This window comes from Pectobacterium aquaticum, assembly GCF_003382565.3.
Taxonomy (GTDB): Bacteria; Pseudomonadota; Gammaproteobacteria; order Enterobacterales; family Enterobacteriaceae; genus Pectobacterium; species Pectobacterium aquaticum.
Genome location: NZ_CP086253.1, coordinates 4,014,957 through 4,032,682 on the forward strand (window position 1 = coordinate 4,014,957; position 17,726 = coordinate 4,032,682).

At 55.1% G+C, this 17,726-nt stretch carries 13 protein-coding genes; 5 read left to right on the forward strand and 8 right to left on the reverse strand.

What is annotated here, in order from left to right; genetic code table 11:
* Positions 1 to 399 precede the first annotated feature (399 nt).
* The 5 genes from DMB82_RS18650 (at position 400) to pckA (ending at position 6,649) form a co-directional block, all read left to right on the forward strand.
* Positions 400 to 2,547 carry an intracellular growth attenuator family protein gene (locus DMB82_RS18650; RefSeq protein ID WP_116162736.1) on the forward strand — a complete coding sequence of 716 codons (2,148 nt, stop codon included), beginning with the start codon at positions 400 to 402 and terminating at the stop codon, positions 2,545 to 2,547.
* A gap of 116 nt (positions 2,548 to 2,663) precedes the next feature.
* Positions 2,664 to 3,350: a GMP/IMP nucleotidase gene (gene yrfG / locus DMB82_RS18655; protein WP_102116876.1), complete on the forward strand. Its 687-nt coding sequence runs from the start codon at positions 2,664 to 2,666 to the stop codon at positions 3,348 to 3,350.
* A gap of 116 nt (positions 3,351 to 3,466) precedes the next feature.
* A complete protein-coding gene (gene hslR / locus DMB82_RS18660) occupies positions 3,467 to 3,877 on the forward strand; it encodes a ribosome-associated heat shock protein Hsp15 (RefSeq protein WP_102116877.1) in 411 nt (136 codons plus the stop codon).
* A gap of 85 nt (positions 3,878 to 3,962) precedes the next feature.
* The gene (hslO, locus tag DMB82_RS18665) at positions 3,963 to 4,832 is read left to right on the forward strand and encodes an Hsp33 family molecular chaperone HslO (protein WP_010305989.1); all 870 of its coding nucleotides are present in this window, start codon (positions 3,963 to 3,965) and stop codon (positions 4,830 to 4,832) included.
* A gap of 197 nt (positions 4,833 to 5,029) precedes the next feature.
* Positions 5,030 to 6,649, forward strand: a complete 1,620-nt coding sequence (pckA, locus tag DMB82_RS18670) for a phosphoenolpyruvate carboxykinase (ATP) (RefSeq protein WP_116162738.1) — start codon at positions 5,030 to 5,032, stop codon at positions 6,647 to 6,649.
* A gap of 263 nt (positions 6,650 to 6,912) precedes the next feature.
* Here the strand turns inward: pckA and envZ are convergent, their stop codons facing one another.
* From envZ to DMB82_RS18710, 8 genes are all read right to left on the reverse strand, one after another.
* Positions 6,913 to 8,274, reverse strand: a complete 1,362-nt coding sequence (gene envZ, locus DMB82_RS18675; RefSeq protein WP_116162741.1) for a two-component system sensor histidine kinase EnvZ — start codon at positions 8,272 to 8,274, stop codon at positions 6,913 to 6,915.
* A complete protein-coding gene (gene ompR, locus DMB82_RS18680) occupies positions 8,271 to 8,990 on the reverse strand; it encodes an osmolarity response regulator transcription factor OmpR (RefSeq protein ID WP_005969424.1) in 720 nt (239 codons plus the stop codon). Before ompR ends, envZ begins: the two co-directional genes overlap by 4 nt.
* Before the next feature lie 424 nt (positions 8,991 to 9,414).
* Positions 9,415 to 10,575, reverse strand: a complete 1,161-nt coding sequence (locus tag DMB82_RS18685; protein ID WP_116156439.1) for an ABC transporter substrate-binding protein — start codon at positions 10,573 to 10,575, stop codon at positions 9,415 to 9,417.
* The gene (locus DMB82_RS18690; RefSeq protein ID WP_116156438.1) at positions 10,568 to 11,818 is read right to left on the reverse strand and encodes an MFS transporter; all 1,251 of its coding nucleotides are present in this window, start codon (positions 11,816 to 11,818) and stop codon (positions 10,568 to 10,570) included. The genes DMB82_RS18685 and DMB82_RS18690 overlap by 8 nt, the downstream gene beginning before the upstream one ends.
* A gap of 60 nt (positions 11,819 to 11,878) precedes the next feature.
* Positions 11,879 to 13,048: an NAD/NADP-dependent octopine/nopaline dehydrogenase family protein gene (locus DMB82_RS18695; RefSeq protein WP_116162742.1), complete on the reverse strand. Its 1,170-nt coding sequence runs from the start codon at positions 13,046 to 13,048 to the stop codon at positions 11,879 to 11,881.
* 10 nt (positions 13,049 to 13,058) lie between these two features.
* Complete coding sequence (locus tag DMB82_RS18700) at positions 13,059 to 14,075, reverse strand: PLP-dependent cysteine synthase family protein (RefSeq protein WP_116162744.1); 1,017 nt, start codon at positions 14,073 to 14,075, stop codon at positions 13,059 to 13,061.
* A gap of 13 nt (positions 14,076 to 14,088) precedes the next feature.
* A complete protein-coding gene (locus DMB82_RS18705) occupies positions 14,089 to 15,492 on the reverse strand; it encodes a Y4yA family PLP-dependent enzyme (protein WP_116162745.1) in 1,404 nt (467 codons plus the stop codon).
* A gap of 41 nt (positions 15,493 to 15,533) precedes the next feature.
* Positions 15,534 to 17,720 carry a TonB-dependent receptor gene (locus DMB82_RS18710; protein WP_116156436.1) on the reverse strand — a complete coding sequence of 729 codons (2,187 nt, stop codon included), beginning with the start codon at positions 17,718 to 17,720 and terminating at the stop codon, positions 15,534 to 15,536.
* Between the last annotated feature and the right edge of the window lie 6 nt (positions 17,721 to 17,726).

Below are 17,726 nucleotides of genomic sequence, written 5' to 3' on the forward strand. Positions count from 1 at the left end.
GCCCAACTCGCACAGAGAGGTTACGTTTACCGCGACCTGAATACGGCATGCCGTTGAATAAGAAGAGATCGACAATATTCTTTTTTGATCCTGTTCACATTGTGCGTTAACAGTCCCCCTCGCTGCAACTATCGTGACGATGAATTTACGTGCAGGCAACATGCAGGACACACTCTGTATGAGAAACCACCGCTAAAAGTCAATAACTTAAAAAAAATAGGAATATCCTCATTTAAGAGACGTTTTTTGCTTGTTACTATCATCACCTTATGCGATTAATTCTATTCACAATTATGTTATTAATCTAAGAAAACAATGCCATACGGGTTATCATCGATTGTATAATTTTGTTAAACTCGGACGAAAACAAGGAGCATCGTGTTTTGGAATGGAGATGACATGAGCACAATATTTACCCTATTGGCGATATTGCTTGCCTGTCTGATCGTTATAGGAGGTCTTGTCGGCTACCGTATGCGTCACCTATTCCTGTCCGCTCCGCCGTTACCCGTTTCGCAATCGCTTCCCAGACGGTTAACTGAAGACGAACGGATCGCTGTTGAACGCTATCTGGCTCAGGAAAACAGCCAGCAAACTACGCCACTTAATACCCCCAATGCGCAGCCTAAACTACCGCGCTCCCTGCAAAGTAATCGGGTTTACCCCATCACTCATACGATTACACGCTACGGCCTGAGCACCGATGTTCAGAATAAGTGGCGCTACTATATCGATACACAAGAAATCCATCTGCCGCCCAGTTGGGAACCGTTCATTACCGAAAATAACACCGTCGAACTGATTAAGACACGCTCGATCCCGCTGGTCATTTCCCTAAACGGGCACTCGCTAACTGAATGTCTCGACGATCGTCCACTCGCTCCACTGCCGAGCGAAGTCCCTGTTGCGAACGCCTCCATCCGTCAGGAAGACAGTGAGCATGCCGAGCTGGTCACTATCCGTAAGGAAACGCGTGAAGAACACGCCATGCACCACTCTGGGGGCTTGAAGGAAACGGCCGTGCTCTGCGTGTCTTTTCTACTTTTGTTCATTAGCCTGAATAGCCCTATCGCCCTGCTCCCCTGGCTGATCGGTACCGCAGCATTATTAGCAAGCTGGAGCCTGTGGCAGCTTTTCCGCTCGCCATCCGCTCAGGAACTGCGCGATGTGCACTGCCTTCACGGCACGCCGCAAGGCTTGGGTCTGTTTGGCGAATCCAATCAGGGGCCGCTCGGTAATATCTCGCTCGGTAATATCGATCTGATTTACCCACCGCACTGGCAGCCCTATATCACGCAGGATCTCGGGCGAAAAACGGATGTTGATATCTATCTCAACCGACAGGTGATCCGTCAGGGAGAGCACCTGTCGCTGCACGATGAAGTGAAATATTTCCCGCTACAGCGCTGGAGCAGGAATCTGCTGCTGGCCGTGGGTTCACTGCTCAGCCTGATTTTACTCGTCACTAACGTACAGCTTGAACTGCCGCTCAAGCTCAGTCTGGCTTGGCTGCAGGGCGCACAGCGTATTCAGGCCACGCAGGTCAGCGATCTGGAAACCGCCCAGCTCCGCATTGGCGACACACTGGCTGTCCGTGGTAACGGCATGTGCTATGTGCCCGCAGGTATTCATCCCGTCTCCGCACCGTCGCCCTATGTGTTTAGCCCTTTCGACTGTTCCGCTATTTACTGGAATAAAGCCGCGCCGCTGCCATTGCCGGAATCCGAGACAATAGAAAAAGCCTCTGCCCTGCTGAAATCCGTCAACAACCAACTTCATCCGCAAGCGGACAAAGAAGGTCAGGTTAACTCTCAGTTAGCGTCTACGATCCAGAAATCAGGGCTGATTCTGATGAAAAACTTCGCTGAAGTTGTTCTGAGAACACAAGATTTGTGCAGGCAGGAAAACGATTGCTCCCGCCTGAAAAATGCGCTGGTGAACCTGAGCGACGTCAAGAACTGGAATACGCTGGTAAAAGATGCCAATTCCGGCAAGCTGAAAGGGATGAATGTGGTGCTGCCCGCCGTCAGCGCAGAAACGCTGGAGTCATTGGTCAACAGTTCCACCAATCAATTCTTCTATCAGGAAATCAATCATGCGACAGAGTCGCTGAACAGCCCGCCGCCCAGTGGATTCCTGATTCGCAGCGACGAAGGCCGACAGTTCGTTAACCACCCGCTCCCGCAGATGCCGCTGAATGAATATCGTCCCTCGGATCAGTGGCAGGAACTCCAGCGGCTTGCCGCGATGCTGTTGCATACGCCGTTTAATGCCACGGGCGTTATCACGCAGCTTAATACCGATGCCAACGGGACCCAGCACATCAGCCTGCACAGTGAACCCGACGTCATTACCGTCTGGCGCTATCTCGGCACGTGTCTGTTGCTGCTGCTCTTTTCTGCGACGTTTACCGTTAATGCGGTTCTGACCGGCATTAAGATGCGTAAAAGCCAGAAGCGAGTGACCGATATTCAGCGCTATTACGCTTCACGGTTCAATATGATGACGAATTCGTTCCCAGACAATCGTCCCCAGCTCCCCCGCTAACGGCATCGTGCCCGCTCTGCGGTTATGCTAACCTAGCGGTCGTCACTCTTGTCACTATTGCATTGTGCGCCTTCTGTTACATCACCCTATAGCACGGCGCGACATCTGGAGTCGTTATGAATCCCCACGTTAACTGGCACGACATCGACACCGTGATACTGGATATGGATGGCACGCTGCTCGATCTGGCGTTTGACAGCTATTTCTGGCTTCAACTGGTGCCGCAGTCGCTCAGTGAAAAACGTCGCATCAGCCTTGAACAGGCGCATCAGCTTATCGAACAGGAGTACCGAGCCGTTCAGCACACGCTAAGCTGGTACTGTTTCGATTACTGGTCAGAACGTCTCGATCTGGATATCTATCAAATGACGACGGATATCGGCACGCGAGCCCGATTGCGCGATGACACGACGCCGTTTTTAGCGGCACTGCGCGAGTGCGGTAAAGAGACAATTCTGCTGACCAACGCCCACCCACACAGTCTGGCAGTAAAAATCGAACACACGGGGCTGGATCAGCACCTTGATTTATTACTTTCCACCCATACTTATGGGTATCCGAAAGAGAATCAGCGCTTGTGGCAGGCCGTACAGCAACAGACTGGCTTCGACCCCGCCAGAACGTTATTCGTGGATGACAGCGAACCGATTCTGGATGCCGCGAAAACGTTCGGCATCCATTACTGTCTGGGTGTGCGTAATCCCGATTCCGGCCAGCAGGAAAAGGCATTCCTGCAACATCCGTCAATGAACGACTACCTTGCGCTGCTACCCGCCCTGCGCCACTCCGTTAACGCAGGGTAATGTAAGGTGGCCAGAGGGGGAAACACGGTGATGAGGTTCCGCAGGGATGCCTCGCACCATGGTCACCCAGTAACGCGATCCTTAAACGATCGGCATTAGGGTAATCAGGGGGATTGATGGTGAAAGCTACCGAGCAGGCCGACGACGTCGTTCGTCTGGATAAATGGCTTTGGGCCGCCCGTTTCTATAAAACTCGGGCGATAGCTCGCGAAATGATCGACGGCGGCAAAGTGCACTATAACGGGCAACGCGGTAAGCCGAGCAAGCAGGTCGAACTGAATGCCGAGATCAAACTGCGTCAGGGCAATGAGGAACGCACTGTTATTATTTTGGCCGTCAGCGGCCAGCGCAGAAGCGCAATAGAGGCGCAGGCGCTGTATCAGGAAACAGCCGCAAGCATTGAGAAACGAGAAAAGCTGTCGCAGGCGCGGAAAATGAATGCGCTGACGATGCCACACCCCGATCGCCGACCGGATAAAAAAGAGCGACGCGATCTGATTAAATTTAAATACAGCGATCGAGAATAGCACGCCGGCCTTCAGATAAGCCCCAGCGATCGCCGCACGACTTATTCGCCGTACCACTCATCGCGCACTACAACGAGAAAACATTATGGCTCACGACCAACTACATCGTTATCTGTTTGAAAATTATGCCGTTCGTGGCGAATTGGTGACAGTTAACGAGACGTATCAACGTATTTTGACCAACCACGACTACCCAGCGGCGGTACAAACGCTGCTAGGCGAAATGCTGGTTGCCACCAGCCTGTTGACGGCCACGCTGAAATTCAGCGGCGATATTACCGTTCAGCTTCAGGGCGATGGCCCACTGAAACTGGCGGTGATTAACGGTAATCACCAGCAGCAGATGCGCGGCGTTGCCCGTCTGCAAGGGGATATCACTCCGGGGAGTTCGCTGAAAGAGATGGTTGGCAATGGCTATCTGGTCATTACCATTACGCCGACTGACGGTGAGCGTTATCAAGGCGTCGTCGGTTTAGAAGGTGAAACCGTTGCCGAATGTCTGGAAAGCTATTTCCAGCAGTCCGAGCAGTTGCCGACACGGTTGTTTATCCGTACCGGACAGCACGAGGGCAAGCAGGCCGCCGCTGGCATGCTGCTACAGGTATTGCCCGCGCAGGATACCGATCGTAATGATTTTGATCATCTGGCCCAGCTCACCACAACGGTCAAAGCTGACGAGCTGTTTACCCTGCCCGCCACCGAGGTACTGTACCGCCTTTACCATCAGGAAGAGGTAACCGTGTATGAGCCTCAGGATGTCGAATTCCGCTGTCACTGTTCGCGCGATCGTTGCGCAGATGCATTAATGACGCTGTCCGATCAGGACGTGAATGAGATGATCGAGCAGGACGGTGAAATCGATATGCACTGTGATTATTGCGGTACGCACTACCTGTTTAATTCGCTGGACATTCGCGCCATACGGCACGATTCATCAGGAAATCTGTTGCATTAATTTTTCTAACGGGTACGAAAGTACCCGTTTATTTTGCTTATTTTCCCCACCAGTAAACCACCGTGATTATTTTTCAAACACCCTAAATAAGCAAAGTTATTAATGAATTTATTTAATTTTATGATTGTTATCGCGGTTAAAATAAGCTCACTCCCTACAATGTTTAGTAGTACGACTATAACTTGAGGAGTAGCAACATGCAGATCAACGGTATTACCCCGCAAGCCCTGGCTGCTTATGGAATCCATGATGTCCGCGATATTGTCTACAATCCCAGCTATGAACTGCTTTTTAAAGAAGAACTCTCTCCTACCCTACAAGGCTATGAACGCGGCATCGAAACCCAACTGGGTGCGGTAGCCGTCGATACCGGCATCTTTACCGGCCGTTCCCCGAAAGACAAATACATCGTGCGCGATGACGTGACCCGCGACACCGTGTGGTGGTCCGATCAAGGCAAAGGTAAGAACGATAACCACCCGTTGAGCCAGGAAACCTGGACGCAGCTGAAGCAGCTCGTCACCACACAGCTGTCTGGCAAGCGGTTGTTCATCATCGATGCCTTCTGCGGTGCCAACCCAGACAGCCGCCTCAGCGTACGTTTCGTCACGGAAGTGGCGTGGCAGGCGCATTTCGTCAAAAACATGTTTATCCGCCCGAGCGATGAAGAACTGGAAGGCTTTGAGCCGGATTTCATCGTGATGAACGGCGCAAAATGCACCAACCCGAATTGGCAGGAACAGGGGCTGAACTCCGAGAACTTTGTCGCATTCAACCTGACAGAGCGCATTCAGCTGATTGGCGGCACCTGGTACGGCGGCGAAATGAAGAAAGGGATGTTCTCCATCATGAACTACCTGCTGCCGCTGAAAGGCATCGCTTCCATGCACTGCTCGGCAAACGTCGGTGAAAAAGGTGATGTGGCGGTCTTCTTCGGCCTATCCGGTACGGGTAAAACCACGCTGTCCACCGATCCGAAACGTCAGCTGATTGGCGATGACGAGCACGGTTGGGACGACGATGGCGTCTTCAACTTTGAAGGCGGCTGCTATGCCAAAACCATCAAACTGTCTAAGGAAGCAGAGCCGGATATCTTTGGTGCCATCAAACGCGATGCGCTGCTGGAGAACGTCACCGTGCTGGCAGACGGTACTGTGGACTTCAACGACGGTTCCAAAACCGAGAACACTCGCGTTTCTTATCCGATCTACCACATTCACAATATCGTTAAACCGGTCTCCAAAGCGTGCCATGCCACGAAAGTGATCTTCCTGACGGCGGACGCGTTCGGCGTGTTACCACCGGTTTCTCGCCTGACGTCCGATCAAACGCAGTATCACTTCCTGTCCGGCTTTACCGCCAAGCTAGCAGGAACCGAGCGCGGCGTGACGGAACCCACACCGACCTTCTCCGCCTGCTTTGGCGCGGCATTCCTGATGCTGCACCCGACGCAGTACGCTGAAGTGCTGGTGAAACGCATGAAGGCGGCTGGCGCACAGGCCTATCTGGTGAACACGGGCTGGAACGGCAGCGGCAAACGTATCTCCATTAAAGATACACGCGGGATTATTGATGCCATTCTGAACGGCAGTATTGATGATGCAGAAATGCAGACGCTGCCTGTCTTCGACTTGGCAATCCCAACCTCGCTGCTTGGCGTCAATCCTGACATTCTCGACCCACGTGATACCTACGCGAGCGCCGAACAGTGGCAGGAAAAAGCGGACGATCTGGCACAGCGCTTTATCACCAACTTCGATAAATACACCGATGCTCCGGCAGGCGCAGCGCTGGTGAAAGCAGGACCGAAGCGGTAAATACAGGTAAGAAAACCATTATGAAAAAGGCGCGGATTCCGCGCCTTCAGATCGTTGACAACCTATTTGCCGAATGAAAACGGGAGTAACGGAATAGAAGAGTAAAGCGTTTGCGCCACGGATGGCGCAAGCCGAGCGTACATGGACGTATTCACAGCGTCTTTACGATCTATCCGTTACTACCGCTCGATGGTCTTTGTCGTAATCTAAGAAAGGCGCGGAATCCGCGCCTTTCTTATTCATGCCAGTGCTGCACAAAATGCTTATGACTCCTTCGCAGCACCCGCATCCGCTACCGCGACGTCCGAGAGCAGCGGCAGATAGGCGCGGACACAGAGCCCACCGCGTTCGCTGCTGCCGACATCCAGCACGCCATTGTGCGCATCGATAATACGCTGCACAATCGCCAGCCCCAGCCCTGTACCGCTGGTGGTTCGCGCGCTGTCGCCACGCACAAAAGGTTGGAACAGGTGCTTCAACTGATCGGGCGCGATGCCTTCTCCGTCATCTTCTACCTGAAACCAGACGCGCTGTAGCTCACGCCCAGTACTGACTTTTATCCAGCCGTTCCCGTAACGCGCCGCATTCACGACCAAATTCAGCACAGCACGTTTTATTGAGAGCGAGCTGATACGCACCAGCAGCTCGCCGGTAGCAAACTCGCTGTCGATCTGGCGTTCATAACCGCTTTCCGATGCCACCACTTCGCCCATAATGGCGTTCAGATCGGCCATTTCCGTCTGCATTTCCTGACCGGTACGCAGGTAGTCGAGGAACTGCTCAATAATCGCATTACACTCTTCAATGTCCTTATTAATCGATTCCGCCAGATAGTCATCTTCCTTGCTCATCATTTCGGTCGCCAGACGAATTCGCGTCAGCGGCGTACGCAGATCGTGGCTGACGCCCGCCATCAGCAGCGTGCGGTCATCGGCCAGCAGCTTCACGCCGGAGGCCATCTGGTTAAAGGCACGCGTCACAGAACGCACTTCGGAAGCGCCATACTCACGCAGCGGCGGCGGAATAATGCCTTTACCGACCTGCAAAGCCGCATGCTCCAGCTCAACCAAGGGTCGGTTCTGCACCCGAATAAATAGCCACGCGCCGCCAATCACCAGCAGCATTATCGCCAGCGTATAGCGGAAGAGCGGCGAGAAATCGCCTTGATGAATTTCAGTGAGGGGAACGCGCACCCAGATATCCGGTGACAGCCAGGTTTTCAACCACACCACCGGCGTATTCTTGCTGACCTCAACCCGCACATCCGTCGGGCCGCCCAGCTGTTGTGCCATCTGGTCACTCAAAAACTTGTAGTGCTGGGCCCAACGCAGGCCGCTTTCTTCCGCCGCCGCATTGGTGTACAGCGATATACCCAATTCGCGGTAAATCTCACGCCGGAACGCAGGCGGCACCTCAAGCGTGGAGCCATCTTCCAGTTGCAGACTGTCCGTCATCAGCATTCTTACTTCGTATGCCAGCACTTTATTGAACTGCTGCAAACTCGGCAGAATCGCAAAGTTGAGCACCACCAGATAGGTGGTGACCAAACTGACAAACAACAACGTGACAATCAGTAGCAACGTCCGTGCAAATGAGCTGCGCGGAGAAAAGCGCCATTGCATCATGCCTTACTGCCGTCCGGGACAAACACGTAGCCAAGACCCCACACGGTCTGGATATAGCGCGGGTGCGCCGGATCCTCTTCCACCATGCGGCGCAGACGAGAAATTTGTACGTCGATGGAACGCTCCATCGCGCTGTATTCACGACCACGGGCCAGATTCATCAACTTATCGCGCGACAGAGGCTCACGCGGGTGGCTCACCAGCGCCTTAAGCACGGCAAACTCGCCGCTGGTTAACGGCATCGGTTCATCATCACGGAACATTTCGCGCGTGCCCAGATTCAGCTTGAATTTGCCAAACGCAATAATCGCTTCTTCTTGCGATGGCGCGCCCGGCAGTTCATTCGCCTGACGACGCAGCACCGCACGGATACGAGCCAGCAGTTCACGCGGGTTAAAAGGTTTAGGAATATAATCGTCCGCGCCGATTTCCAGCCCGACGATACGATCGACTTCTTCCCCTTTTGCCGTCACCATAATGATCGGCATTGGGTTGCTCTGGCTACGCAAGCGACGGCAGATGGACAACCCATCTTCGCCCGGCAGCATCAGATCCAGCACCATAAGGTGAAAGGATTCACGGGTCAGTAAACGGTCCATCTGTTCAGCATTGGCTACGCTACGTACCTGAAAACCCTGCTCCGTCAGATAACGCTCTAACAGCGCCCGCAAACGCATGTCGTCATCTACAACCAGAATTTTATAGTTTTCTTGCATTCTCTTTCTCCAAAGGCGTAATAGCGCCGACGCTGCTATTGTTCAGAAACATACGAATTACTGACAGTCGTTTCTGGTATACATTCTAGGCAAAATTGTTACAAAGCATATTAAAACGCGTGTAATCAATCATTTCCTTTGCCGTCAGTCATAAAATAATCAGTGATTTGTGAACGTTGTGGGCGGTGAAGTGTAGTTGTGCACGAGTAGTTGTGCACGAAGAGTATAGTAACGCGGCCATCAATAAAAAGGCGCGAGACGGCAAAAGCCGGAGAAAAGCTAAGAGAGAGGGCGTTCTCACCTGAATTCAGCGCGACAACATAAAGCGGTTAACGCATAAGCTCATCCAGCACAACACACGGGGATCATCATAATCCCCGTCTCTTTCTCTATCTATCGGTGCCAGAGCCCGCCTGCTAGTAGCTTACTGCGCAAGACTGACGAAATAGCCCGGCTGGTAATCAACCGGCAGGAACTGCTGGTGAAGCTGGCGGAAGGTGTCATCCGCGTTGAGATCGCGGAATAAGTCTGGGTGGAACCACTCGGCCAGTTGCTGAATGGCGATAAAGTCATACGGGCCATTGTAAAACTGATGCCAGATGGCATGAAACGCTCGCTGCTGCTTGGCGACGCTGTTGGTGTAGGCCGGACGCCCCAGAAACCATTCGAGACGCTTACGTCCTTCCGCCCTATCCTGCCCCGGCCCCAGACCAATCCAGCGTCCGCCGGGCACGAAGGCCTCAAAGTTACCGCTGGTGATCACCACAATTTCCGGGTTTTCCACAATCACCTGTTCAGGGTGCATCTGCATAAAAGTGCTCGGCGCATTCTTCGCCGCAACGTTATCGCCACCGGCCAATTGCACGAATTTACCGAAGTTATCCGGGCCGAACGTCAGGCAGCATTCATCGGTGTAGCCACCCAGTCGCTCAATAAAAACGCGTGGGGAACGCGGTTTTTTCGCCGCCAGCACATCGGAAACGCGTTTTAGCTGCGCCTCACGGAATGCGAGAAAGGCTTCGGCACGTGCTTCCTGATTAAACAGCTTGCCGAATAGACGCATGGTAGGCGCGGTGTTTTTCAGCGGGTGATAGCGAAAATCGACATACACAATCGGAATGCCGACGCTGTCCAGTATCCGGTCATAACCCGCATCGACAATCGACCGCTGCGCCTCAATGTTCATAATGATGACGTCCGGCTTGAGCGACACCGCCTGCTCCACGTCAAACGTGCCCTTTTCCGTGCCGTCAAACGTTGGGATTTTTGCCAGTTGAGGGAAGCGGTCACGATACTGGTGCCATGTTGCCGGATCCGACTGAATCAGATCGCGCTTCCAGGCGACAATCCTTTTCGCCGGATCTTCGCGATCGAGCATCGCGACCAGATACAGCTGACGCCCCTCTCCCAACATGACGCGCTGCACCGGTGTGTTGACTCTCACCTCGCGCCCCAACACGTCCTTGATGACAGTGGAGGTTTGCGCGGTTTGCTCAGCCTGCCCCACCAGCGGCGACAGGCCGACCATCAACAGCGCACTCAGCAATAACCGACGGCAATGTTGCCGCGTCCAACGATTACACATTTTCAATATTTCCCTTCGTCGAGAGAGAGTCATGTTTTTCCGCCTGTATCCGCAGGCGTCGTAGCAGCATCAGCGAGACCAGAAAGGTCACCAGATACGCGGCACCAACGCAGAAGAACAGCGAACGTAGTCCGGGGGAGTAAAGAACCCATCCCCCCAAAGAAATGCCCATAATCGAGGCAAACTGGCTGACGCTTTGCGCCACACCGAGTATGTAGCCCTGCTGCCCAGCCCCCGCCGCACGAGAAATCAGCGCCATCAGAACGGGCGTCGTCGCCCCCAACAGCACGCCCCACAGGAAATAAAGCGGAATGAAAATCGCAATATTCAGAATCGTGGCGGCCGTCAGTGTCACGATGGTGCAGGCCAGCATCACCACACACAGGCGGCTCAGCGTTTGCGACAGCGAGAGGTTTTCAAAATAGCGCGCCCACAGCGACGCAGAGACAATCACGCCGGTCGCCTGTAAGCCATAACACAGCCCGATAACCCACTTATCCACCTGAAAGACGCCGTTCAGATAGAGGGAAAACGGCGTTTGCGGGATCATGCGGCTGGCCAGCAGCAGGCCGGAAATCAGCAGTAAACCGGGAATCGGCGACAACGCCCAGAGCCGCCTGCGGGGAAGTGCTTTCGCCTGCGCGTCCGCTGGCGGAGCAGTAGGAGCCTCGGGGGCGACATGTGGCAGGAACAGCGCCACGGTAATGCCGCACAGCGCGCAGAGGATCGCCGCACTCAGGTTGATCCAGAAGAAGTTCAGGTAATCGAGGATCAGCCCGCCGACAATCGCTCCCAACAGCGATCCCACGTTGGTAGATACCTGAAGCCAGGCAAACAGCCGTGTGCGCTGTAGCGGACTGACCACCGCGACGCCATACGCCTGCGCGGGCGCAATATAGCCCGCACAGGCACCCTGAATAAAACGTAGGGCGACTATCGTCCAGATGTCGTTTGCCCACGCCAGCCCGAGCTGGGTTAACGCCAGCCCAAACAGCGCGCGGATCATCATGGCTTTGTTGCCCAGCCGGTCGCCCATCCGTCCCCAGAAGGCGCTGGTCAGCATAATGCCCAGCATCGGCCCGACGTACACGGCAATCCCCGCGATACTCAGTTCCGCGCCGGATGACATACTTTCCAGATGCAGCGGCCAAAACGGTCCGCTCATCTCCATCGCTCCCATCGCGACCAACTGTACGACAAACATAAAGTGGATGATGAACGCGACCTGTCCGCTCAAGCGCATGCGTCAGCTCCTTCTGATTCCACGGCGTCACCCGGCCTCATTCCCGCTACGGTCATCACGTCAATTCATCTCATCCGTCAGCCAGTGCGGCGGGAAATAGTCGGGACGATCCTGCGTGGAGGTTCCCATGTAATCGCTGCACCACCGGTAGACTTCCTCAATGTACGGCACGCTAACGGCCAGATTCTCCGCAATCGTCACCAGCAGGCTCAGGCCGTAGGCGATATCCTCCTGAAACACCCGATGCTGCGTATCAAACACATACCCGCCAGCGCCATACTTTTGCAACGGCAGACCGATGCCGTGATAAGCCTGATTGGTGCGTAGCACGGAGAGCATCGTGTGCGCATCAGCAATCTGATTGCCATAGGCATCGATAATCTCCTGCTTGAGCGGCAGCACGGAATCCAGCCGCACGCCAAGCCGCGTCTCCAGCGCGGCGCACAGTTGCTGGTTCTCTTCATCCATGCGTTCCAAATAATAGGCGCCGAGTTCCGGGCAATCATTCCACCAGCATAGCGGCTGCGAGAGCGGTCGGGCGTGCCACTGCCCGTAGGGGCCGATCAGGCCATAAATCACCGCACTGTGCATAATCGGGTTACCCGGCGTCAGCGTGATTTCCAGATAATCCGGCAATAGCACCACGGGCGCAGAATAGAGCCGTTGCAGCAGCACCATCAGCGCCTGCTGGCTCGCAGCGGTTTCGCGCCGGTGTGTGGCGACATACAGCGTGGCCTTTTCGCCGCCCATTTTGATCGACTGACCCGGCAGCAAATCAAACGCAATGTGCGCGACGTCCTTCATTCCCCAAATCACCGCGTTTGGCCGCGCGGCCAGCTCACGTTCAGCCAGCCAGTCAAAGCCGCAAAAACCGGGAATTGCGCCAACGTACACCGGCTTGTCGGCAGGCAGATGGGGAACGATCCGCGCCAGAAGATCGGCGCGGAAGTTGGCGGGAACGGTGATGATAACGATATCCGCATCGCGGCAGGCTTCCGCCGGATCACAGGTCACACAGTCCGGCGTGGCCGTCAGCGTCTCACCATCCGGCAGCAATGCGTGTAGCCGCTTACCGTGCTGCTGATAGGCTTCCGGCAGACGAGGATGGCTACCCAGCAGCGTCACCTTGACGTCCGGCAGTTGTTTAAACAGCACCGTGGCGAGATGGCCGGTCTTGCCGGCCCCGCAAATCACCACGTTAAGCGGCTGCCCGCTTAGCGTTTCGATCATCCTTGACTCCTTAGCTTGCCTGCTCCAGAGAGATCGCGTTGCCCAGCCAGCGATCCAGATCGTGCCACACGCCGCTATCAATCAGGTTACGCGCCGCCAGCCACTCTTCGTTAAACACCGTGTGCAGGTATTTCTCCCCGCCGTCGGCAATGGCCAGCACGACGTTGCCGCCGATGCGATCCTGATAGATCAGCTCCAGCGCTTTATAGATCACCCCGCCCGTCGAGCCGCCGACCAGCAGACCGTAGTGCCGTGCGATATAGCGTGCCGTTTCAAATGCCTGCGTATCCGAAACCTGCTCGCCACAGTCGATGCAGCTGTAATCCAGCACCAGCCCTACGGTATCCCCCGCGGGTGTCCCCGTGCCGGATTGATAGTAAGGTTTGCCGGGGTGGCCGAAGACGATAGAGCCCACCGGTTCAACGGCAATGGTCGTGATATCTGGGTTATGGACTTTCAGACCGTGCGAAATACCGGTCATCGATCCGCCAGTGCCCACGCAGCCGACAAACGCGTCGATCTTACCAATCTGGCTGAACAGCTCGCGGACAAAATCGGCATAGCCACCCGCATTCGCCGCGTTGTCAGACTGGTTCATAAACACCGCGCTGGGTATTTCCTGCGCCAGCTGTGCCGCCATGCGCTGACGCTCCACCACCGCGACTTCATCTTCGCCGTAGTCGCCGGAGACGTAGCGAATTTCCGCGCCGAGTGCGCGCATGATGGCAATTTTGTCCTGTGCCGCGTGATGATCGACCACGGCGATAAAGCGCAGGCCGTATTCAATAGACGCCAGCGCCAGCCCGATACCGGTATTCCCCGATGACGACTCGACAATGGTGCCGCCGGGGCGGATTTTGCCTGACTTCAGTCCGGCGACAATCATGTTTCGCGCCATGCGATCTTTCATGCTGCCGCCGGGATTGTTCTTCTCTACTTTTAAAAATAAACGCGTATCCCCATAGGGAACCGGAATTTGTATAACGGGCGTATTACCAATCAAATCAGTTACTTTATTCAGGATCATGGTTCTGCTCCATTCAGTTATCACTGGAAAAAATCAGCTCACCTTTCTTACCTTTAAACGCACACAGGCGCGCAGGCAGCGGATGCCGATGAAACGCGTTTTCCAGCAGGTCCATCTGGTATCCCGCCGTATTCGCGTAAATCAGTAAGTCGCCAGGCTGCGGCACGGTTCGAAAATGAATCAATCGGTTCGTAATGACATCGTCGTCCAGACAGCTGTGTCCGGCGATCCAGGCTTTGCCCGGCGTCGGAGGTGTGTCTTTTTTGACGGAAAAAACATGCAGAGGATCAATCAAAAACTCAGAGTTAAACCAGGTTTCACACGCGCTAAAGCTGCTGCCTTCCACAAACACGACGTGGTTGCCATCCGGCTGGCGGCGCGTGCGCGTGACGCGAAACACGGTAATCGCACTTTGGTCAGCGAGACTGCGTCCCGGCTCTATCGCCAGAATCAGGTCATGCTGCTTGAGCACGTCCGCTACGCGATCCTGTCCAATTGAGGCGGACAGGAATGCCTCAAGATAGTCGACTGCCGAACGCTCGCCGCCATACGGGTAAAACGAGGTCGGCACCTGACCGTGGCGGTAATCCGCCCCATTCTGCTTCACTAAATAATCCTGATAGCGTGAAGCCGAAAGATATTGAATCGGCAATCCTCCGCCGATATCAATAATCGCGGGCTGCAATCCCTTTGAGCGTGCCCGCTCCAGTAATGGCAGTACCTCAGCAAATGCCGCCACGCGAGTCTCAGGCTCATAGCCGCCGAGATGGAAATGGAAGCCTTCCAGATGAAGCACAGCCTGTCTGGTGCTCAACGCCTCCAGACAGATTGCAACCTCATCGGCCAGCATGCCAAACCGACTGGCCTGCGCGAACGACGGGCGATAGCGCAGCAGAACCCGCACGGGCTCCGTCACGCGTAGTAAATCCGCCAGCGCGAGCACCTCGTCGAATTCTTCCAGTGAATCCAGCACGATAAGCGCGCGATGATGAACCAGCGCCGTCAGGAACTCACGCGTTTTGGCCGGACCGGTGGCGCACAGCCGCGCGCCGTCACAGCCTGCCCGCAGCGCATCTTTCAGCTCCTGTAAGCTGGAAACATCCACGCCGACGCCCGCGTTAACCGCCGCCTGAACTAAACCCGGCGACTTGTTCACCTTCGCGCCGTAATACAGGCGGCAGTCCACGTCGTGACGCTGCAACACTGTCCGCAATACCGCGATATTGTTGGCTACGGTGTGCGGCCAGACAATATTCAGCGGCGATCCATACTGCTCAACCAACCATGACAGCCTTTGCGGCGAGTTGAAAACAAACTGCTCAATCTCACTATCCAGATAAGGCGTCAGTCTCTCAGGCCAGTGGGCCTGCGCGACAGGGAGGGAAGACACTGCGGCAAAGCTAAACAGGTTGCTCATCGCTATCTCCTTAACGTTCGGTTCCTGAAAAACACATATCCTTAGAAATCAACCGCGACGGACAGCATCAGCGTCCGCGGCGTTCCTTGCGATACCGTGCTGAACGACGTCACGCCAGACCAGTAATTGCGGTCAAAGGCGTTAAGCACATCGGCACGGAACGTGGTGGGCGCGTTATAGATTCGTGTCTTGTAACGCGCGCCGAAATCAACGGTGGTCCAGGAAGGAATTGACTGGGTATTGATGGTGTTGACGTTCTGCTTCCCGTTATGAGTAACGTTGGCGTTGAGCGTCAGATCGCGCAGGAACGGCAGATCATATTCCACTCCGGCATTCGCCTGAAAACGCGACGTGCCCGGCGCGCGTTTGCCCTGTGCCCCCGGCGTCACGCTTTTGGTCAGCTCGGCATCCAGCAGCATCACGCCGCCGGTCAGGCGCAGATCCTCCAGCGGTGAACCGACCACATCCAGCTCGATACCCCGATTGCGCTGCTCGTTAGCATCAACAAACGTGCCGTTAATCAGTGCACCGCTCGGCTTGGTGATCTGGAAAACGCTCAGCGTGGAGATCGTCCCCAGCGCGTCCACTTTCACCCCAGCTTCGTACTGCTTGCTCTTATACGGCGACAGTACCTGCCCCGCATTGCTCGCCGTTGAGGGTGCCACATCCCCTTTACTCAGCCCCTCAATGTAGTTGGCATAGAGCGAGACGTGCTGCCAGGGTTTAACAATCACCCCGAGCATCGGGGTGATTGCGCTCTTATCATAGGAAGAGCGCGTCCCAAAATCCGGTCCGGCGAAGTTATCCGAGTTGATCTGCTGATAACGCAGCCCACCTGTGACTTGCAGCGCATCGTTCCAGAAGCCGAGCGTATCCGCCAGCGCGATACCTGACAGCGCAGTGGAAGAGCGTTTATACACGCTTGGCGGAGCGGCGATATTCTGTGCGGGGGAAGAAACCGGATTATAAATATTCGAATCAATCGCGGTTCCGTTAACGATGCCGCTCGCCTGACGATCGCGGTAATAGCTGGTCTGAGCCGACAGCTTGTGCGTCACCGAACCCGTTTCCACATCCGCACGAATGCCGGTCGCCAGCGTGTAGCGACTGGTAGCAAAACGATAATTCCCCACGCCGGAACGAATATCGCCATTGTTATTCGTGACCTGCGGCACCTGCTCCGACAGTCGGCTTACGTGTGCGCTGGAACCGCCCAAATCGGTAAACCAGGTGACGTTATCCGCCAGATCGTATTCGGTATGCAGCAGCACCGACTGGTCTTTGGAATGCCAGAATCCCCACGGCTGGGAAATATTGTTATTGCCATCCGGTGCATCAGGCACGGTCACGCCGGCCGCAAACGAATAGGGTCGCGATGGCGCACGCGTTTTCAGGTGCTGAGTGATGAGATCTAACGTGGCGCGGAAGCGTTCTGACGAGAAATCCAGCCCGAGCGCACCAACCTGTGTGCGCTTGTCGCTACGGTCCCACACCGTGTCGCCGTAGCCATAATTGCCGTTAAAACGCACGCCGAGCAGATTATTATTATCCAGCGCATAGACGCGGGAAATATCCGCATGCTGCGTGAGCTGGGAATCAGACTGCCAACTGGTCGTGAGGCGGGTCAGATTGCCGACGGTGGTCGGGCGTTTGGTGACAGCATTAATCACGCCGCCCACGCTGCTGTTAGGCGACAGCCCATACAGCAGCGCCGACGGCCCTTTCAGCACTTCTACCCGCTCGATGTAGTCGGTCATCAACTGATAGTTGGGCGCAACACCGTAGACGCCGTTCATGGCGATGTCGCTCAGGTTTCCTTCATTGAGTGGAAAACCGCGAATGTAGTAGGAATCCAGCAGACCGCCCTGAGAACTGCTCACCCGAACCGATGCGTCATGCGCGACCACCTGCCCCAGCGTCTGTGCTTGTTTATTTTCAATAAACGATGAGGTCATGTTGCTGACATTAAACGGCGTATCCATCACGTCCTTTTTGCCCAGCAGTCCGGTGCTGGACGACCGCGCCGACATGCCGCCCGCGACCAGTCCCTGTACGGCATCCGCGTCTTTAGCTTCCACCACGATAGTGGAATCATCGCGCTCGCCCGTTGCCGACTGGGCGGGTATCGCGATGCCGCTTAGCACCGCCGTTACGGCGATGGCCAACGCGGAGGGAATAGGAAAACGAGTCTTCCCGGTAGGTGGAGTGAAGTTCTTCCTGGCGTTCATCAACAA